Below are 17,135 nucleotides of genomic sequence, written 5' to 3' on the forward strand. Positions count from 1 at the left end.
CTGGGAATAAGAAATGGATTATAGTCGGCACATCATACATCAATTTTATTCTCAATCCAGCCCGTGTTATGACTATTATCCAAAGATTTTTACGCCTTTTTCAAGATTCCGGATTCCTGCTGATATTCTCGGCCATACTGGCATTGGCCGTGGCCAATTCGCCATTCCATGGTCATTACACCGCCGCCCTGTCCTATGTTCCTCCAATTCATCTGTTCGGCAAGAGCCTGACGGTTCAAGCATGGATTAATGATCTTCTAATGGCAGGATTTTTTCTTTTGGTGGGCCTGGAAATAAAGCGGGAATTATGCATTGGCGAATTGAACACCTGGTCCAAGGCCAGTCTGCCAGCAATTGCCGCGATCGGCGGAATGATTGCGCCAGCAATCATCTATCTTTTAATCAATTGGCATTATCCGGAACATTGGTCGGGATGGGCGATTCCATCGGCAACCGACATCGCATTCTCTCTTGCTATTTTAGGGGTATTGGGATCGCGCATCCCTCTAAGCCTGAAAATATTTTTAACCGCTCTTGCCATTATCGACGATTTGGGCGCGATTATCATAATCGCTACATTTTATACCGATCAACTATATGTTCCCGCAACTATAACAATGCTGTTTTCCTGCGCCGCGTTGCATCAACTGCACCGCAAATCGGTTTCCTGTATTTGGCCGTATATTATTTTGGGCGCGGCACTATGGACAGCCACATTACTGTCCGGAATTCACGCCACTTTAGCGGGCGTTTTATTGGCGATCTTTATTCCGCTGAATACCGCGAACAATTTCTTTGAACGGCTGGAACACAACCTGCAACCAATTGTTGCATATTTCATTATGCCCGTGTTTGGATTTGCCAATTCTGGTTTGAATTTCGATGACTTTCGAATAACGGATTTTCTAAATCCGCTGCCACTAGGCATTATTCTAGGGCTTTTTGTCGGCAAACAAATCGGCATTTTTGGGGCTTGTTACGCTTATACCCGCGGACGCCCCGCCTTATTGCCCCAGGGGTGCAATTTTCGGCATATTTATGGGATCTCCATTTTAGGCGGCATCGGCTTTACCATGTCCCTGTTTATAGGTTCTCTGGCCTTTGCTGGCCCCCAAAATATGGAACAAATCAAATTAGGGGTACTGTTCGGATCGATTTTATCTGCTATATTGGGATATTGTATACTTTCCCGGAAAACGTCATAAAATAGACTCCGTTATATGCGCATTATGTACCCCATGATCCGTTTGGTATTGATATTAGTCCTGGCACTAATAAATGCCCCTGCTTTTGCCATTGAAACAACAACGGCATCAGAAGCCGTACAACCGATGGTTTTGCAGTACAAAGGATTCTGGGGCGGGATTGAGGCCGCTAATATAACCCTGTCTCTCGAAGAAGATCATCAAAAATACCAATCTAAATTTGCCTTTGAATCCAAAGGCCTGATTAAAAAAATCTTACGCTTATATTCCAGCGCGGAAAATTCCGGCACAATCAAAAACGATTCGCCTACCACATCGGAATTTACTTCTACGGTCAGCAAAAGAAAAAAAGAAAAAAAATATTGGTGGCGACTTGACCCTAAAACAGGAGTTGCGCGTGTTCCGGATGAAAATAACGAAGACACGGAAAAAACTATTCCTGAATCCATGCGCCAACATATTTACGATCCTTTATCGGTACTTCTGAAGGCTCGCAATTTAATCCGTGAAGCAAGAATCAAGAACGATTGGTCCGTGATCAAGGATAAAATATTGCCGGTGTATGACGGCAGGCGCCGTTATGATATCTCGCTGCAGGACATCGCCGAGCGGGAAGACAAAGTTGCCGGCCAAATGCGCAAAGTGATAGACATCACCTTATCCATTGTCCCGGTTGCAGGCTTTAAAAGCAGAGATGCGGATATATGGCAAAATACCAAAATTCATGCGTTTTTATCCGACGATGACCGGCATATTCCCTTGCGCATTCAAGCCAGCACCCCTATCGCCCCGGCTGTAATCATGCTGCAGAGCGGGTTATAGCGGAATGAGTCCGATGCAACGGGCATAAGGCGTTTTTGACTCTTAATATTGTTTTAACTGGTCTAGTATATAAAGATAGGTCATTATTTGATCAGTCTTTTTCCCAATTTATAAGGATTTTCCCATGACTAAAAAACGCGTCACCTTTATTCCAGGCGACGGCATTGGCCCCGAAGTTTCCAACGCCAGCCGCAAAGTTATCGAAGCGATGAATGTACCGATCGAATGGGAAGACCACATTGCCGGCGAAGCCGCGTTTGTCAAAGGATATGAAACCGGCGTTCCAACCGAAACTTTGGAATCGATGAAATCGACGCGTTGCGTATTAAAAGGTCCTTTGGGGACTCCGGTTGGCTATGGCAATAAATCCGCAAACGTGACACTGCGCAAACTGGCCGAAACTTATGCTAACATACGCCCTGTGCGCGAATGGCCGAATGTGCCAACCCCATTTAAAGGCCGCGGCATTGATATTACCGTCGTGCGCGAAAATATCGAAGATTTATATGCCGGCGTGGAACACCAACAATCTCCCGGCGTTTTCCATGCGTTGAAAATGATTTCGGAAAAAGGCTGCGAAAAAATTGCGCGTTTTGCATTTGAAACCGCCCGCGCCGAAGGCCGCAAAAAAGTCACCTGTGCCTCCAAATCCAACATTATGAAAATGACCGAAGGTACATTGAAACGCGTATTTGAACGCGTGGCGCCTGAATATCCGGATATCCAAGCCGAACATATGATTGTAGACAATTGCGCGCATCAATTAGCCAAAAAACCGGAACAATTCGACGTGATTCTGTTTACCAACATGAACGGCGACGTTTTATCGGATTTAACATCCGGCTTGATTGGCGGTTTGGGATTTGCCCCGTCGGCCAATATCGGCAAGGACATCGCGATATTCGAAGCGGTGCACGGATCCGCGCCAAAATATGCCGGGAAAAATAATATCAACCCAACCGCGCATATGATGTCGGCGGTGATGATGCTGCGTTATCTTGGATTCTTAAATGAAGCAGACAAAATGGAAAACGCTATTTACGCAACGTATGAACAAGGCAAGTTTTTGCCGCGCGACGTTGTAGGCGATGCCAAAGGCTGCAAGACATCGGAATTCACCGATGGCGTCATTCAAAATCTAGGCAAATCCGCGACTTCGATCAAAGCGCGCAATTTCAAAGAAATCAAAGTGCCTAACGTGCGCGCCGATATCGATTTTGTAAAAGCGGCAAAGCGCCGCACCGCCGGGATCGATTTGTTTGTCGAATGGCATCAACAAGCAGAAGCGCTGGCAAAATCGCTGGAAAACCTGTCCGGTAACGGCGCTTTGAAATTGAAAGGCATTTCCAACCGCGGCACGCAGGTATGGCCATCCACCGGTGCACAACCGGATTTGGTCGATTGCTTCTCCTGCCGCTTTGTTGCCCGTAACGACAATGCCAATGTCAGCGATCACGATATTCTGGATTTGCTGAATAAATTGTCGGCACAGCATACCTGGACGCACATTGAAAAGCTGAATGAGTTTGATGGCAAAATCGGCTATTCCAAAGCGCAGGGCGAAAGCTAAGCTTTATCGGTTCACAAAAAAAGGCGGCCATTTGGGGCCGCCTTTTTTATTTTTCGATGAATTACATTCTGCGTTGCCGCGCATCCAATATTGCCGCCGCTACTCTTGGATCTGAAGCAACTCCGACCCTATGCCGATGCGCTTGCGGATGATTGCGTTCGTTACCGTCATGACGGCGCACGGACGATGGCGCTGTATACACAGATTCCGCCTTGCCAGAAGTAACGCGCAGAAGACCAATATCCATTTGCAAATCGTTTCGGGCGTTTTGCCATTCACGAGCATCGTGATCGGTTCCATTTTTACGGCGATTATGCTCGGCGCGGAATTTTTCCAAAGCGATTTTTTTGGCTTCTGCTTTTGTATAACCTTCGATCATCGCTTCTGCGGTCAATTGACGGAAAATACCCATGGTCATGCGTTTGCTGGCCAGCACATAACGATCTACCGATTCCTGCAAAGCAAAAGGATTCTTCTCGCGGCGGACTACATCGCGTTCGGCACGGGCCGCTTTTTTATCATGCTTGGCATTATAATGTTTTGCCATCGCCAACGGCATATCGGCCCGGCCTTGTTGAACATCTCCTCTAATCAAACCGTGTCCTTGACGATTGCATTTTCTGCAATATTCATGACGCTTTTTACGCTTGCCAGTTTCATCTTCGTGCCGGCGTTCGGCGCGCAATTCTTTGGCGCATTGATCCCTGGAATCCGATTCGCTATAGCCCATTCCCATCAGTTCGGCGATGCGGACATCACGTTTCGCAATATAGGCTTGTTTACGGGCCGCTTTCATAGCCGCAACAGCCTCCACCAGATTTTGGCCATCTTCTGCGGTCGATGTTGGCATTTTAGCAATATCAAACAAGACATCAACTCGTTCTGAAGCCAATTTAAATTCCATTTGCGCATTAAAAACTGGGACTACGTTCAAACTAGAAACTGAAACAGATTGCGACTTGGCGACTTCTTGATAATTGGCTTCAATTCTTTTTATATCTGTGCGAACTGTTTCCATTCCAGGCGATATTTTTTCGCCGGCGAATTTACTGGCAACCGAAACTCCCGCCCCCTCAGCAGCTTTGTTGGCATATTCGGCGGCATATAAAGCGCCGACATATTCCACTGCCGCTTTTTGATAAATTCCAGCTGCGTCTTTGGCGGCGGCGACATTGGCATAAGATGGGTTTGCTTTAGCTATAGTTACCAAATCTTCCATAGCATACTTAGCGCGGCGCATATCTTCTAACGCATCTTCTGCCCGGCGAAGCGCTTTGGCAGCAATGGCATTTAACTCAAATTGTTTTTTGGAATTTTGCTCTTGTGCCACTAAATCATTTTGGTTTGGAAACAAAGTTTGCAACACCACAACCGGCTGTACTGAACCACTTTCCCTAATTCCCCCTGAAACTACTACAGCCAATTTAACTACTCCTTTTTATTATATATTGAAATAATATTACAATATTATAATAAAGTCAATAGCTTAATTATTAATATTCTATGACAGAGAATATCTAACTATTTGATTTTACCACATAACGCCACAATTTATCTTTGGCTTTCGAAATACCAATGCGGGGGGTCGTGTCGAATTTAGGACGAATGGGATGATCCAACACATAAAAGTCTGGATCGGAACATAGATCGATCGCGTTGTAATCGCGGGTAATCCCGAAATGGCGGCATAATTTTCCAGGGCCGTTCAAATGCAATTTACTGTCATCCAGCAATTGGCAACCGCGAATTAAAACCGCCGCCGCAGTGCCTTCAGGCTCTGTCACAAAATTCAGACAATGATACATGCCGTAAATAAAATACACATACGAATGCCCAGGTGGGCCGAACATGATTTCTGTCCGTTTGGTTTTCCCGCGCGACGCATGACAGGCCTCGTCATTTTTCCCAACATAGGCTTCGGTTTCGGTAATAGTAGCCGCAATACCATTAAATACCATAATTTTTCCCAGCAAATCCTTGGCAACCGCTACCGTTGGCCGGGCATAAAAATCGCGTGGCAGTCGTGATGTGGGCACGGGTCTCGATTTATTCTTTGTAGGAGCAGCCATAGTATTACCATCTTGACGCGGACAATCGCGATTGTTATCAATTTTAACATAATTTAGGTTCCAATGTCTTTTCTTTCGAAACCAAACGGCGATTCCGATTTTACTGCGGCGGATATTTTAAAATTGTCCAGAAACGCGCTAAAACAAGAATGGTCGCGCCTTCAGGATACAAACCAAGGACCACGCACTATGTTCAAAGAATTTAAAGAATTTGCCCTGCGCGGCAATGTCATCGATCTCGCGGTCGGTGTTGTTATTGGCGCCGCGTTTACCACCATTGTCAATTCACTGGTCGGCGATGTCATCAACCCTGTCATAGGATTATTAATTGGCGGAATCGATTTTTCCGAATTTTTTATCACATTAAAAGGCGAGCATGCGATGACCCTGGAGGCCGCAAAAAAAGCTGGCGCGGTTACATTGAATTATGGCCTGTTTATTAATGCGGTGATTAAATTTTTGATCGTGGCTTTTGCTATTTTTATCGTAGTCAAGCAAATCAACCGCCTGAAACGAAGTGAAGCGGTCGCGCCGACCGCCCCACCACCACGGCAGGAAATTCTACTGGAAGAAATTCGCGATTTACTGGCAAAGAAATAGTTAAGCGTTCATTCCGCCATCGACGCCGATCGTCGCGCCGTTCACATTGGCCGATTCCGGCGATGCCAGGAATGCAATAACAGCCGCGACTTCTTTCGGTTGGCCAAACCGGCTCAGCGGATTCATTTTTCTTTGTTCATCGGAATATTCCGCGTTTTCCGGATTCATGTCGGTATTGATCGGACCTGGTTCAACGCAATTTACGGTAATTTTCCGAGCGCCCAAATCCCACGCCCAGGCGCGGCTCATCCCCGCGACTGCGAATTTGCTCATGGCATAGGCGGTCATGCCTGGAAAAATTGCCCGTTCGCCAAGCACGCTGCCGATATTGATAATACGGCCATGATCGGGCATGAATTTAATCGCGGCACGCGTTGCCGCAAAAACCGAATAGACATTGATGTTGAACATTTTTTCGAATTCGGCATCGGTTAAATCCGGCAAAGATTTTTGTTCATAAATTCCGGCATTGTTAACCAAAATATCGATTTTTCCAAAATCCTGGCCAATTTTATCGACAGTTTCGCCAACCGCCTTGGGAGTTGTATGGTCTACTTTGTACGCTTGCGCCTTGCGGCCCATAGCGGTAATTTTTTGTACAATTGCCTTGGCCTCGGCATCGGACTTGCTGAAAGTAATGGCGACATCCGCGCCCATTTCCGCCAATCTTACGGCGGTAGCCGCCCCAATCCCCCGAGATCCCCCAGTAATTACAGCCAATTTTCCTTGCAATACGGTCATAAAATGTCTCCTAAATGTTGCAAACAAAGATAAATTGCCAAAATATATTTTCAAGCCCCTCGATCAAACATAGACAAATAAGGGCCTCGCGCCCATGATATCCATATCGGTTATTGTTATAGGGAGCTTTTTATGAACAAATTATTCTGCACCAAAAATGTTGGCGACCGGGAACGTCTATTGCGCGCCATACTAGGGATCGTATTGATGCTGTTGCACGGAACAGGAAACATCGCCGGAACTTTCGGTATCGTGGTTTTGGTTCTCGGTATCGTTTTGATCTTAACGGCGGCAACCGGATCGTGCTGTCTTTATACCATGATGGGCAAATCGTCTTGCGAAGGCGGCTCTTGCAGCATGGATAAGAAATAGATTTTTGATTTCTAAAAATAAAAAGCGGGACTATTCAGTCCCGCTTTTTATTTATTTCTAACTCGCAAACTTAAATTCATTTCTACGACATATCTTCCTGGCAAACCGGATACGCCAGATGAAGTGCGGCAATGTTGTCCAATCTCCGGCCCCAAGGTATTTAAAAAAACACCGGATGCTGCGTCGGTTACTTTGGGAAAATCGGCAAACTCTGGATCGGCATGATTAACCAACCCGGTTAAATGGACTAATCCTGCCACTCGATCCCAATCTCCTTCGCAAATTTTGTCAACAATTCCAAGCAATGTTGCGGCACAGTGCGCGGCCGCCAATTGAGCGCGCTCCATAGGCACATGCCAATTTTCTTTCCCTAATTTGCCAATAAATTCACTTGGAACTTTTCCATCTCTGCGCGGCGCAACGCCACTGGTGTGAAACGTGGTTTCCTGGACCCCAATACAAAGGGGCATAAACGATACGATTTTACTGGATGGGGGATCAGTTATGGTTTCCAATTTCAAACCTTGTTCAGCCAGAGCTGCTATAACTGCATCTCGCTTCGATGTCATACCACTTCTCCTTCTAAATCATATTCATCCGCCGCTGTTACTGTGGCCTTTACGATATGGCCAGGCAGATGGCGTTTTTTGGATGTCAAATATACTTTGCCGTCCACATCCGGCGCATCGGATTTGGAACGGCCAACAATTCCGTCGGGGCCGGATTGATCGATCATTACCTCGATGGTTTTGCCGATTTTCGCCTTTAATCGCGCCGCACTGATTTCTTGTTGCGCTTGCATGAAACGGTGCCAACGTTCTTCTTTGACCTCAATCGGCACATGGTTCGGTAAATCGCGCGATGTGGCATGTTCGACGTTTTCATATTTGAAACATCCGGCACGATCGATTTGCGCTTCTTTCAACCAATCGAGCAGAATTTCAAAATCTTCGTCCGTCTCGCCAGGAAATCCAACGATAAATGTGGAACGCACGGTCATATCCGGGCAAATTTTGCGCCAGTTCTGAATACGATGGACGACTTTTTCCGCCGCCGCCGGACGTTTCATCGCCTTCAATACATTGGGCGCGGCATGCTGGAATGGAATATCCAGGTACGGTAAAATCTTTCCATCCGCCATCATCGGCAAAATTTCATCGACATGCGGATATGGGTATACATAATGCAGCCGCGTCCAAACGCCAAGTTCCCCCAGCGCATTGCATAAATCCAAAAATTTGGTGCGGTAGGTTTTATCGCGCCATTGCGATTCGGCATATTTCACATCGATGCCATAGGCGGATGTATCTTGAGAAATCACCAGCAATTCTTTAACGCCGGATTGCACCAGTGTTTCCGCCTCCGCCATAACCTCGCCCAGCGGCCGCGAAACCAAATCGCCGCGCAATTTTGGAATGATGCAAAAACTGCAACGGTTATTGCAGCCTTCGGAAATTTTTAAATAGGCATAATGGCGCGGGGTTAAACGCACGCCGCCTGCTGGAATCAGATCCAAATATGGATCGTGCGCCGGCGGTACAGCCTTGTGAATTGCGGCCACCACCGATTCATATTGATGCGGGCCGGTAATTTCCAGCACTTGCGGATGCCGCGCCATGATCACATCGGGCTCCGCGCCCAAACAACCCGTTACAATCACCTTGCCGTTTTCCGCCATCGCCTCGCCGATCGCATCCAGCGATTCTTCGCGCGCGGAATCCAAAAATCCGCAAGTATTGACCACCACCACATCGGCGCCATCGTAGCTGCCGGTGATTTCATAGCCTTCGGCGCGAAGTTGCGTCAGAATCCGCTCGGAATCGACCAGCGCCTTGGAACAGCCCAGCGACACCATCCCCACACGCGGGGCGGTTTTGGTTTGTGCGGTTTTTATAGAATCGTTTTTCATTACCTTGCCATTTCTTTTAATTGGCAGGTTATGTATCACAATTTCCCCGATTTGGCAACGGAGTTACGGATTATTTTCGGGCGGCCAATTGCGCGATTTGCGCGGACATTTGCTCGATAATTTGGGTTAGCTTTAATATTTCCTGCTCGCGCAAAAGATCGATTTTTTGATGCAACTGCTCGATTTCGAGCTCCGCCTTTAAATTGACCGCATAATCATTTTCCGCCCGCCTGCGATCGATTTCCGATTGGCGATTCTGGCTCATCATAATAACGGGCGCGGTATAGGCGGCTTGAAACGACAACAACAAATTTAAAAGAATAAACGGAAACGGATCCAAATTAATAATGCCGAACAGGTTCAATCCAATCCAACAGGCGATCAGCGCCGTTTGCAGCAAAATGAAACCCCAGGACCCAACCAGTGCCGCCACCGCATCCGCAACTTTCTGGCCAATGGTCGGAGGAGCAACATGTGTCTTTTTTCGCGCAGGCTTAATATGCCGCAAATCAGTCAGGCATTGATGGTCTGCATCGGTCCAGGAAGTAATGGGATGTTTGTGTGCGGCGTTATTCATGTCATATTCCTTATTTTAGGCATGGCAATATAGGGATCATAACGCTAAAAACCTATATGGGCAATTTTGCAAATTTTTCCATAGAAGACCGGTTGATTTACCGCGACGCCTTAATATTGGGAATCGATAAACCCGCCGGTTTGCCGGTACATAAAGGCCCAGGCGGCGGCGCGCATTTGGGGCAATTTTTGGATGCGTTGAAATTCGGCTTGCCGCGCAAGCCGGAATTGGCGCACCGGCTGGACAAGGATACTTCGGGCGTTTTGATTCTGGGCCGAAACCCGCATAGCTTACGCGAATTGCAAAAAATATTTTCACAAAATAAAGCGGAAAAAATTTATTGGGCCGTCGCGCGCGGCATGCCGCCCACCGAATCCGGCACGATCGATGCCAAATTATACCGGCACTTATTCAAACCTGGCCAGCTGGGTTTTCGCATGATTGTCGATGATCGAGGACAGGACGCGATAACAGAATATAAAGTGCTGGCGCGCAAGGATGACCGAACTTTATTGGAATTAAAACCGCAAACCGGGCGCACGCATCAATTGCGCGCGCACTGTGCACATATTGGATGCCCGATTATTGGCGACCGACTATATGGCGTGGATTCCGACCGTAAATCGAATCGATTATTCCTGCATGCAAAACAAATTGCGCTGCCTTTATATAAAAACAAACCGCCAATTTCGATCCAAGCGTCTTTACCAACCGATTGGCCAGAATTGCAACAAAACATTTAAATACGGGGGATAAATACCCCCTAAGGCCAAAAAACCAATAAAAATGGGGATTATTTTGGGTTATAGCCGGAAAATAGTGCTGATTTTGCTTGCGTTACCGTGTGTTTGGCGTATTTTTTGAATCACGTTTAACCCTAACTTATAAGGAGCGTTAAGGTGGCATCTACTTCTCAACCCACAGTAACCTTTAAAACTTTCTTCGCTACATTGGCGGAAAAATATGACATTCCTAAAAAAACCACGAACGCAATGCTCGAGGATTTAAACACATTGATCGTTAAATCCATGAAAAAAGGCGAGCGTATTCGTTGGGCTGGTATCGGCATTTTGCAAGTGCGCAAACGCGCTGCTCGCATGGGCCGCAACCCGGCGACCGGCGAACAAATCAAAATTCCGGCGAAAAAGAAAATCGCTTTCCGCGCCGCGAAAGATTTGAAAACCGCAGTTGGCAACTAAGCCATAGCGATTTCATCGCAAACAAAACACCCGCCCATAAAGGCGGGTGTTTTTATTTTAAGCCGCTATAATAAGGCGCCCAACCGCAAGGAATATGCATGAGAATCCTTATTTTATCGCTATTCTTATTATTGCCTTTCTCCGCACTGGCCGCCGATCAATCCTGGCCGGAACAAAGCGCACAATTGCTGCGCCAGGCGCAGAGTCAAAAATATTTCAAGGAAACAGCCAAACTGCATCCGGCGTTTTTGCCGACCAGCGATGGAAAAAGTTTTTTGGCGGTCTGGACGCCGAGCAAAACACCTCCACGAAAATGGATTGTCTCCTTGCCTGGCACTGGCGGGTATGCAACGCGCGATTTGCAAATTTGGGCGCAACATTTGAATGGCGAAAATATCGGTATTGTTGTTTTGCAATGGTGGTTGGGCGGCGGCGATAAGACATCGGACTATTACTCGCCATTCGATATTTACCGCGAACTCGATATTGCCTTAAATCAACTGCACATCGCGCCCGGTCAGGCCATGTTGCATGGTTTCAGCCGGGGCAGCGCGAATATTTATGCGGTTGCCGCAATCGATCAGAACAAGGGTAGAAAATATTTCAATACGATTGTCGCCAATTCCGGCGGCGCATCGATGGATTATCCGCCAACACAATTAATCACGCGCGGCGAATTTGGCCCGAAACCTTTTGCCGGAACCCAATGGGTTACGTCCTGCGGGATGCGCGATGAAAACCCGGATCGAGACGGCTGCCCCGCCATGAAACGGACGGCAAAATGGATTGAATCGATGGGCGGAAACGTGGCCCTGCAAATCGAAGATCCGGCCGAAGGGCATGGCGCCCTGCACCGGAATCCAGCCAATACCAAGCATTTACTGGATTGGTATTTAGCAATGCCGAAAAACGGCCAATAGCCCAGGCTTTATTACACTAAAACATGGGTAGACAGATCCGATTTATATTTGTATTCTGCGCCCCAAAGTCGATCGGTTCGCACCGGCCCCGCTTCGCTCCTAACGGAGCTATGCAGGGCGGTTTTGACTTTATATTAATTTAGCGGCCAAAACCGGATGAGTGGCAGAGTGGTCGATCGCGCCGCACTCGAAATGCGGTATACTCGCAAGGGTATCGGGGGTTCAAATCCCTCCTCATCCGCCATCTTACCAAATAATGCAGCATGCCAAACTTTCCATACCAACTGATCGATCTTACCCACGCCCTATCTCCTGCCATTCCGACTTGGGATGGGTCTTGCGGATTCGATCACAAAGTGCATTTCGATTATACGCCAACCGACGAATACCAATTTCGCATTCATAAAATTGCGATGAACGAGGGTATCGGCACGCACATGGATTCGCCAGCGCACTGCATCCCTGGCGGTAAAACCGTCGATCAGTTACCCTTATCCGATCTAATCGCGCCATGCGTGGTGATCGATGTGTCCGCACGCGGCGATGAAAAATACAAAACTTCCGTTGACGATATTAAACAATTTGAAAAAGACCACGGCCCTATTCCAACCGGCAGCGTTGTAATGATCAAAACCGGCTGGGCGCGTTTTTGGAACAATCCAGACCAATATCACAATAGTTTCCGCTTTCCTTCGGTAGATGTGGAAACGGCAAAATTATTATTATCGCGCGGCATAAAAGGGCTTGGCATCGATACGTTGTCTTCCGACCGTGGCGATGAAGGTTTTCCGGTGCACAAAGCCGTGCTGGGCGCCGGAAAATATTTGATTGAAAATGCTGCGGGCCTAAACGATATGCCCCCAATCGGCGGTTATGTTTTAACCGCACCGCTTAAAATTCAAGGCGGCACCAGGCGCCAATACGGCTGATTGGGTTGACACAAAAAGGGCGTTAAAAAAACCCGCCATATTTCACCGAACATCCATAAGGTTTGGTGGACGATAACGCGACTGTGCGGTTGGCATTAATATCGGCAAAAGCCATATCGATATAATTTCTGGCCTTCTTTACGTCCGCTATATCGGTCGAATTAATATCATCAATTGCCCCGGCATAGGCCAGCTTGCCGGTTTTATCGACGATGAACATATGCGGCGTCGTTTTCGCGCCGTATAATTTCCCGATTTTACCCGATTCATCCAACAGCACCGCGGTCGGCGACGCGCCGCGGCTAACGGTCAATTTATTCGCGGTTGCGCCATCGACATGGCCCTGCTTACCAGGCGCCGATGAAACAATCGATAACCACACCACATCCTGCGCGGTATATTTTTTCTGCAAGGATTGCATATTGCCCGATTCGTAATGTTTTCTAACAAATGGGCATTCATTGTTGGTCCATTCCAAAACCACATTGCGGCCCTTGAAATCCGACAAATTGACGGTTTTGCCGTTGGAATCGGTCGCGGCGAAATCCGGCGCGGGATTGCCGATAATCGGCGCGGCAAACGCGATCGGGGCAAAAGCGGCAAAGGCCAAGAAAACCGCAATAGATAAAAATTTCTGGGTAATGGACATGGATTGGCTCCTTTCAAACGGATGAAAGCTAAGATATTCTTTTTAACGGGTTTTTCCAGCCATAAAGCCGGATTTAAGCCAGCTTTGCCCCCCATTTGGATTGAACACCCATAACCCCCTGAAAATCATTGGAAAAAATGACAAATTTTGTTGCGAAAGCGATTGACAGAAAGCGCAAAATCCTTATATTGACGGGTTCGCCAAAGCCGCTGAACGGCCTAAGCATATAGAATTATTATATAAATATAAGAGGCAAGGTATCATGTACGCAATCATCCAAACCGGTGGAAAACAATATCGCGTGAAAGAAGGCGATATTTTCTCGGTTGAAAAATTGACCAAAGAAGCCGGTCAAACCGTAACGTTCGATTCGGTATTGGCCATCGAAGACGGCGGCAAGGTGCAGCTGGGCAAACCAACCATCGGCGGCGCCAGCGTCAGCGTGCAGGTTTTGGATCAATATCAAGATGACAAAGTGATCATCTTTAAAAAGAAACGTCGTCACAATTACCGCCGTAAACGCGGCCATCGCCAAGAATTGACCATGGTAAAAGTGTTCGATATCAGCGCTTCTGGCGGCCCGAAAAAATCGGCTCCGGAATACAAAGCGCGCAACAAACGCCCAGCGGCAGCGGCAAAATCCGCCAAAGCAGCCAAACCGGCGGCAGCGAAAAAACCGGCGGCGAAGAAAACCGCGGCCAAAGGCAAAAAAGCCGAGTAATAGGATTAAAGGAGTTTAAGTTATGGCACAGAAGAAAGCAGGCGGTAGTACCGCCAACGGTCGCGACTCAGCCGGCAGAAGATTGGGCGTAAAAGTTAGCGGCGGACAAGACATCTTGGCCGGCGGCATTATCATCCGTCAACGCGGCACCAAATTCTATCCAGGCAAAAACGTGGATATGGGCCGCGATCACACCATTTTCGCGACCACGGATGGCAAAGTTCAATTCCAACGCAAAAGCGGTGGCAAAACCTTTGTTAACGTCGTAGGCAACGCCTAAGATATTTAAGCTTGAGAAGCTTAAAAGCGGCCCCTCACAGGGCCGTTTTTTATTGGCCAAATTTACCACGAACGGTTGAATCTAGTTTCTTAAAATATCCCCTTTGTAATATTGCTGCGCTAATTTCCCCTAGGCACTTTATTTATATTCGGTTATCATTAGAAAATTGAATAAATAATCCAGGGGGAACGTGATGAAATACTCGCGAATATGCGAAATGGTGCAAGCGCCAGGTACTGGCTGCACTGTTAGTTTTGAAAAACACGAGGCTACAATTAATGGACCCAAAGGATCAATTACTATTCCCAGCTTGGGTAAAGCTCCGCCTGACGCTGCGGAAAAAGTGCAAGCAGCCACGGGAGTTGAGAGGCGTTTTTTAGCGCTTAAAGCTGCCACACGCACATAGATATTATTCATTATTTTTGCTATTTTCCTGAATCGATTGGATTTGGGACATGAAATTTTTAGACGAAGCAAAAATCTTTATTAAAAGCGGCGATGGCGGCAATGGCTCGGCCTCGTTCCGGCGGGAGAAATTTATTCCCGAAGGAGGTCCCGACGGCGGCAATGGTGGCCGTGGCGGCAGCATTATTTTTGTCGCTGGCGAAAATTTGAACACGCTGATTGATTTCCGGTACCAACAACATTTCAAAGCCGAACAAGGCGAAAATGGCCGTGGCCGCGATCAATTCGGCAAATCCGGCGAGGATTTGATTATCAAAGTTCCGGTCGGCACCGAAATTCTGGATGAAGATAAAGAAACCCTGCTGGCCGACATGGACAAAGATGGCAAGAAAGTCGTTTTGTTAAAAGGCGGCGATGGCGGATTCGGCAATGTGCATTTCAAAACATCGACCAACCGCGCGCCGACCAAGGCATTACCGGGCTGGCCCGGCGAGGAACGCTGGGTCTGGCTTAGATTAAAACTGATCGCCGATGCCGGTATTATTGGCCAGCCCAACGCAGGCAAGTCCACATTTCTGGCGGCAACGTCTGCGGCAAAACCGAAAATCGCCGATTACCCATTCACCACTTTGAACCCGCAACTGGGCGTCGTCAAAGCGGATGAATATTCCTTTGTCCTCGCGGATATTCCTGGCCTGATCGAAGGCGCATCCGAAGGCCGCGGGCTTGGCACCAAATTTCTGGCGCATGTGGAGCGGTGCAACGTGTTGTTGCATTTGATCGATGGCACCGAAGAAGATCTGGCGCAATCTTACCGCACCATCCGCGCGGAATTGGACGAATACGGCCATGGGTTAAGCGAAAAACATGAAGTAATCGCTATTAATAAAATTGACGCGCTGAGCGACGAAGAACAAGCGGACAAGAAAAAACAGGTGGAAAAAGCATCGGGCAAAAAAGTGCATCTGATTTCCGCCGCCGCGCAGAAAAATATTCTGCCCGTATTGCGCGAATTGCGCGCCGAGATCGAAAAAGCGAGAGCCGAAAAAGCCGCCGCCGAGCAAGACCATCATGAAACGCCGGCCGCCGAATAAACCCCGTAAAATTGGACTTTTGGGAGGGTCATTTAACCCCGCGCATCTGGGACATAAAAAAATGTCCTTGTTCGCTTTACGCGCTCTTAAGCTCGATGAAATATGGTGGCTGGTCAGCCCACAAAATCCGTTGAAAAAATCGGATGATATGGCGCCCCTGTCCACGCGGTTGAAACAGGCGCGTAAAATCGGCGCTCACCCAAAAATAAAAATCAAAAATCTGGAATCGCAAATGGGCACGCGGTACAGCATCGATACCATAACCCAAATCCAGAAAAAATTCCCAAACCCCCAATTTATCTGGCTGATGGGCAGCGATAATTTGGCGGGCTTCGACCGCTGGCGGAAATGGCGGCAAATTGCGCGGCGTATACCGATCGCCATCATAAAACGGCAGCCGATTGGCAAGGCATCTTTAAAATCCGAGGCTGCCGTTGCATTAAAAAAATACCGCATTACATCTAAAACTGATTTTGCAGCGCAAAAACCGCCTGCTTGGACGTACCTGACCGGCTTTGCCGACAAACGCTCCGCCAGCCGCATAAGGGCAAAAAAACCACGCAAATGGTGGCTTTAAGCCCGGTTTTATTGGTTTTTGTTTTACATTTTTTTAACAATTTGATTTATAATAAGGGTATACGCTTGGAAAAGGAGATTTTTCCCATAGTGACCAAACAACAAAGTGCTTCAGCCGTTCTCGACCTGATCGAACGCTGCTTAGATGAAACTAAGGCCCAAGACGTCGTTGTTATCGATTTATCCGGAAAATCCAGTATTGCCGATTATATGATTGTTGCCTCTGGCGCCTCGCAACGCCAGCTGGGCGCGATTGCCGATCGGATCAGCCGCACCGTCGACCCCGTAAAGGTCGAAGGCATCCCCGGCTGCGACTGGGTTTGCGTGGATACCGGCGATGTCATCGTGCATCTTTTCAAACCCGAAGCGAGAGGGTTTTATAACGTTGAAAAGATGTGGGGCGCTAATATACCACAAGTCGATCAACCTACGCTTATGGCCTAAGGTTCGAGGTATCCGGTGCCAAGTTCCAGGTTGTTGACCTGAAACCCGTTACC

Annotated in this window: 21 protein-coding genes, 1 tRNA gene and 1 pseudogene; 15 read left to right on the forward strand and 8 right to left on the reverse strand. The window is 47.7% G+C overall.

Annotated elements, in window-relative coordinates:
• The first annotated feature begins 68 nt into the window (after positions 1 to 68).
• The 3 genes from nhaA to EYC62_03140 all read left to right on the forward strand — a co-directional run bounded on the left by nhaA (position 69) and on the right by EYC62_03140 (position 3,597).
• Positions 69 to 1,205: a Na+/H+ antiporter NhaA gene (gene nhaA, locus EYC62_03130; GenBank protein ID TAH36107.1), complete on the forward strand. Its 1,137-nt coding sequence runs from the start codon at positions 69 to 71 to the stop codon at positions 1,203 to 1,205.
• Positions 1,206 to 1,220: 15 nt separating this feature from the next.
• Complete coding sequence (locus tag EYC62_03135) at positions 1,221 to 2,027, forward strand: DUF3108 domain-containing protein (protein TAH36108.1); 807 nt, start codon at positions 1,221 to 1,223, stop codon at positions 2,025 to 2,027.
• 124 nt (positions 2,028 to 2,151) lie between these two features.
• Entirely contained in the window at positions 2,152 to 3,597 is a 1,446-nt protein-coding gene (locus EYC62_03140; GenBank protein TAH36109.1) for an NADP-dependent isocitrate dehydrogenase, read from the forward strand.
• A gap of 61 nt (positions 3,598 to 3,658) precedes the next feature.
• Here the strand turns inward: EYC62_03140 and EYC62_03145 are convergent, their stop codons facing one another.
• Both EYC62_03145 and EYC62_03150 read right to left on the reverse strand, forming a co-directional pair.
• Positions 3,659 to 5,020 carry a hypothetical protein gene (locus EYC62_03145; protein TAH36110.1) on the reverse strand — a complete coding sequence of 454 codons (1,362 nt, stop codon included), beginning with the start codon at positions 5,018 to 5,020 and terminating at the stop codon, positions 3,659 to 3,661.
• A gap of 94 nt (positions 5,021 to 5,114) precedes the next feature.
• Positions 5,115 to 5,666, reverse strand: coding sequence for a DNA-3-methyladenine glycosylase (locus EYC62_03150; GenBank protein TAH36111.1), 552 nt, complete (start codon positions 5,664 to 5,666; stop codon positions 5,115 to 5,117).
• Positions 5,667 to 5,855: 189 nt separating this feature from the next.
• Between EYC62_03150 and mscL the strand changes: the two genes are divergently transcribed.
• Positions 5,856 to 6,266, forward strand: a complete 411-nt coding sequence (gene mscL, locus EYC62_03155; protein TAH36224.1) for a large conductance mechanosensitive channel protein MscL — start codon at positions 5,856 to 5,858, stop codon at positions 6,264 to 6,266.
• On the opposite strand, the gene EYC62_03160 is transcribed toward mscL, so the two are convergent.
• The gene (locus EYC62_03160) at positions 6,267 to 7,007 is read right to left on the reverse strand and encodes a 3-oxoacyl-ACP reductase FabG (protein ID TAH36112.1); all 741 of its coding nucleotides are present in this window, start codon (positions 7,005 to 7,007) and stop codon (positions 6,267 to 6,269) included.
• Positions 7,008 to 7,139: 132 nt separating this feature from the next.
• Here EYC62_03160 and EYC62_03165 point away from each other — a divergent pair, with 132 nt between their 5' ends.
• A complete protein-coding gene (locus EYC62_03165) occupies positions 7,140 to 7,379 on the forward strand; it encodes a DUF2892 domain-containing protein (GenBank protein ID TAH36113.1) in 240 nt (79 codons plus the stop codon).
• 47 nt (positions 7,380 to 7,426) lie between these two features.
• On the opposite strand, the gene EYC62_03170 is transcribed toward EYC62_03165, so the two are convergent.
• The 3 genes from EYC62_03170 to EYC62_03180 all read right to left on the reverse strand — a co-directional run bounded on the left by EYC62_03170 (position 7,427) and on the right by EYC62_03180 (position 9,865).
• Positions 7,427 to 7,948, reverse strand: coding sequence for a hypothetical protein (locus tag EYC62_03170; GenBank protein TAH36114.1), 522 nt, complete (start codon positions 7,946 to 7,948; stop codon positions 7,427 to 7,429).
• Positions 7,945 to 9,288, reverse strand: a complete 1,344-nt coding sequence (gene rimO, locus EYC62_03175; GenBank protein ID TAH36115.1) for a 30S ribosomal protein S12 methylthiotransferase RimO — start codon at positions 9,286 to 9,288, stop codon at positions 7,945 to 7,947. Before rimO ends, EYC62_03170 begins: the two co-directional genes overlap by 4 nt.
• A gap of 70 nt (positions 9,289 to 9,358) precedes the next feature.
• Positions 9,359 to 9,865: a DUF1003 domain-containing protein gene (locus EYC62_03180; GenBank protein TAH36116.1), complete on the reverse strand. Its 507-nt coding sequence runs from the start codon at positions 9,863 to 9,865 to the stop codon at positions 9,359 to 9,361.
• A 56-nt stretch (positions 9,866 to 9,921) separates the two neighbouring features.
• Here EYC62_03180 and EYC62_03185 point away from each other — a divergent pair, with 56 nt between their 5' ends.
• The 5 genes and pseudogenes from EYC62_03185 (at position 9,922) to EYC62_03205 (ending at position 12,939) form a co-directional block, all read left to right on the forward strand.
• Positions 9,922 to 10,608 carry an RluA family pseudouridine synthase gene (locus EYC62_03185; GenBank protein ID TAH36117.1) on the forward strand — a complete coding sequence of 229 codons (687 nt, stop codon included), beginning with the start codon at positions 9,922 to 9,924 and terminating at the stop codon, positions 10,606 to 10,608.
• A 141-nt stretch (positions 10,609 to 10,749) separates the two neighbouring features.
• Positions 10,750 to 11,064, forward strand: coding sequence for an HU family DNA-binding protein (locus tag EYC62_03190; protein TAH36118.1), 315 nt, complete (start codon positions 10,750 to 10,752; stop codon positions 11,062 to 11,064).
• 98 nt (positions 11,065 to 11,162) lie between these two features.
• Positions 11,163 to 11,984 (forward strand): hypothetical protein, encoded by an 822-nt coding sequence (locus EYC62_03195; GenBank protein TAH36119.1) that lies wholly within the window; start codon positions 11,163 to 11,165, stop codon positions 11,982 to 11,984.
• A 154-nt stretch (positions 11,985 to 12,138) separates the two neighbouring features.
• Positions 12,139 to 12,228, forward strand: a tRNA-Ser gene (locus tag EYC62_03200).
• Between the two features lie 19 nt (positions 12,229 to 12,247).
• Positions 12,248 to 12,939: pseudogene (locus EYC62_03205) on the forward strand (cyclase family protein).
• Here EYC62_03205 and EYC62_03210 read toward each other — a convergent pair.
• Positions 12,936 to 13,562, reverse strand: coding sequence for a thioredoxin family protein (locus EYC62_03210; protein ID TAH36120.1), 627 nt, complete (start codon positions 13,560 to 13,562; stop codon positions 12,936 to 12,938). The pseudogene EYC62_03205 and the gene EYC62_03210 sit on opposite strands and share 4 nt — an antisense overlap.
• A gap of 262 nt (positions 13,563 to 13,824) precedes the next feature.
• On the opposite strand from EYC62_03210, the gene rplU reads away from it, so the two are divergent.
• Positions 13,825 to 14,283 carry a 50S ribosomal protein L21 gene (rplU, locus tag EYC62_03215; GenBank protein ID TAH36121.1) on the forward strand — a complete coding sequence of 153 codons (459 nt, stop codon included), beginning with the start codon at positions 13,825 to 13,827 and terminating at the stop codon, positions 14,281 to 14,283.
• 22 nt (positions 14,284 to 14,305) lie between these two features.
• Positions 14,306 to 14,563 carry a 50S ribosomal protein L27 gene (locus tag EYC62_03220; GenBank protein TAH36122.1) on the forward strand — a complete coding sequence of 86 codons (258 nt, stop codon included), beginning with the start codon at positions 14,306 to 14,308 and terminating at the stop codon, positions 14,561 to 14,563.
• 138 nt (positions 14,564 to 14,701) lie between these two features.
• On the opposite strand, the gene EYC62_03225 is transcribed toward EYC62_03220, so the two are convergent.
• Positions 14,702 to 14,980: a hypothetical protein gene (locus tag EYC62_03225; protein ID TAH36123.1), complete on the reverse strand. Its 279-nt coding sequence runs from the start codon at positions 14,978 to 14,980 to the stop codon at positions 14,702 to 14,704.
• A gap of 38 nt (positions 14,981 to 15,018) precedes the next feature.
• Here EYC62_03225 and obgE point away from each other — a divergent pair, with 38 nt between their 5' ends.
• The 3 genes from obgE to rsfS are packed head-to-tail and all read left to right on the forward strand — an operon-like array spanning position 15,019 to position 17,082.
• Complete coding sequence (gene obgE, locus EYC62_03230) at positions 15,019 to 16,062, forward strand: GTPase ObgE (protein TAH36124.1); 1,044 nt, start codon at positions 15,019 to 15,021, stop codon at positions 16,060 to 16,062.
• Positions 16,040 to 16,639, forward strand: a complete 600-nt coding sequence (locus EYC62_03235; GenBank protein TAH36125.1) for a nicotinate-nucleotide adenylyltransferase — start codon at positions 16,040 to 16,042, stop codon at positions 16,637 to 16,639. Before obgE ends, EYC62_03235 begins: the two co-directional genes overlap by 23 nt.
• Positions 16,627 to 17,082 (forward strand): ribosome silencing factor, encoded by a 456-nt coding sequence (rsfS, locus tag EYC62_03240; protein ID TAH36126.1) that lies wholly within the window; start codon positions 16,627 to 16,629, stop codon positions 17,080 to 17,082. Before EYC62_03235 ends, rsfS begins: the two co-directional genes overlap by 13 nt.
• Positions 17,083 to 17,135 lie beyond the last annotated feature (53 nt).

It is taken from the genome of Alphaproteobacteria bacterium (genome assembly GCA_004295055.1).
In the GTDB taxonomy this organism is placed as follows: Bacteria; Pseudomonadota; Alphaproteobacteria; order SHNJ01; family SHNJ01; genus SHNJ01.

Excerpts from the sequence above, each read along its gene's own strand:
- EYC62_03225 (TAH36123.1), bottom strand. The coding sequence starts at position 14,980 with ATGAATAATATCTATGTGCGTGTGGCAGCTTTAAGCGCTAAAAAACGC.
- EYC62_03150 (TAH36111.1), bottom strand. The coding sequence starts at position 5,666 with ATGGCTGCTCCTACAAAGAATAAATCGAGACCCGTGCCCACATCACGA.
- EYC62_03185 (TAH36117.1), top strand. The coding sequence starts at position 9,922 with ATGGGCAATTTTGCAAATTTTTCCATAGAAGACCGGTTGATTTACCGC.
- rsfS (TAH36126.1), top strand. The coding sequence starts at position 16,627 with ATGGTGGCTTTAAGCCCGGTTTTATTGGTTTTTGTTTTACATTTTTTT.
- EYC62_03170 (TAH36114.1), bottom strand. The coding sequence starts at position 7,948 with ATGACATCGAAGCGAGATGCAGTTATAGCAGCTCTGGCTGAACAAGGT.
- EYC62_03135 (TAH36108.1), top strand. The coding sequence starts at position 1,221 with ATGCGCATTATGTACCCCATGATCCGTTTGGTATTGATATTAGTCCTG.
- EYC62_03180 (TAH36116.1), bottom strand. The coding sequence starts at position 9,865 with ATGAATAACGCCGCACACAAACATCCCATTACTTCCTGGACCGATGCA.
- EYC62_03195 (TAH36119.1), top strand. The coding sequence starts at position 11,163 with ATGAGAATCCTTATTTTATCGCTATTCTTATTATTGCCTTTCTCCGCA.
- rimO (TAH36115.1), bottom strand. The coding sequence starts at position 9,288 with ATGAAAAACGATTCTATAAAAACCGCACAAACCAAAACCGCCCCGCGT.
- EYC62_03160 (TAH36112.1), bottom strand. The coding sequence starts at position 7,007 with ATGACCGTATTGCAAGGAAAATTGGCTGTAATTACTGGGGGATCTCGG.
- EYC62_03220 (TAH36122.1), top strand. The coding sequence starts at position 14,306 with ATGGCACAGAAGAAAGCAGGCGGTAGTACCGCCAACGGTCGCGACTCA.
- EYC62_03165 (TAH36113.1), top strand. The coding sequence starts at position 7,140 with ATGAACAAATTATTCTGCACCAAAAATGTTGGCGACCGGGAACGTCTA.
- EYC62_03210 (TAH36120.1), bottom strand. The coding sequence starts at position 13,562 with ATGTCCATTACCCAGAAATTTTTATCTATTGCGGTTTTCTTGGCCTTT.
- nhaA (TAH36107.1), top strand. The coding sequence starts at position 69 with ATGACTATTATCCAAAGATTTTTACGCCTTTTTCAAGATTCCGGATTC.
- obgE (TAH36124.1), top strand. The coding sequence starts at position 15,019 with ATGAAATTTTTAGACGAAGCAAAAATCTTTATTAAAAGCGGCGATGGC.
- mscL (TAH36224.1), top strand. The coding sequence starts at position 5,856 with ATGTTCAAAGAATTTAAAGAATTTGCCCTGCGCGGCAATGTCATCGAT.
- EYC62_03140 (TAH36109.1), top strand. The coding sequence starts at position 2,152 with ATGACTAAAAAACGCGTCACCTTTATTCCAGGCGACGGCATTGGCCCC.
- rplU (TAH36121.1), top strand. The coding sequence starts at position 13,825 with ATGTACGCAATCATCCAAACCGGTGGAAAACAATATCGCGTGAAAGAA.
- EYC62_03235 (TAH36125.1), top strand. The coding sequence starts at position 16,040 with ATGAAACGCCGGCCGCCGAATAAACCCCGTAAAATTGGACTTTTGGGA.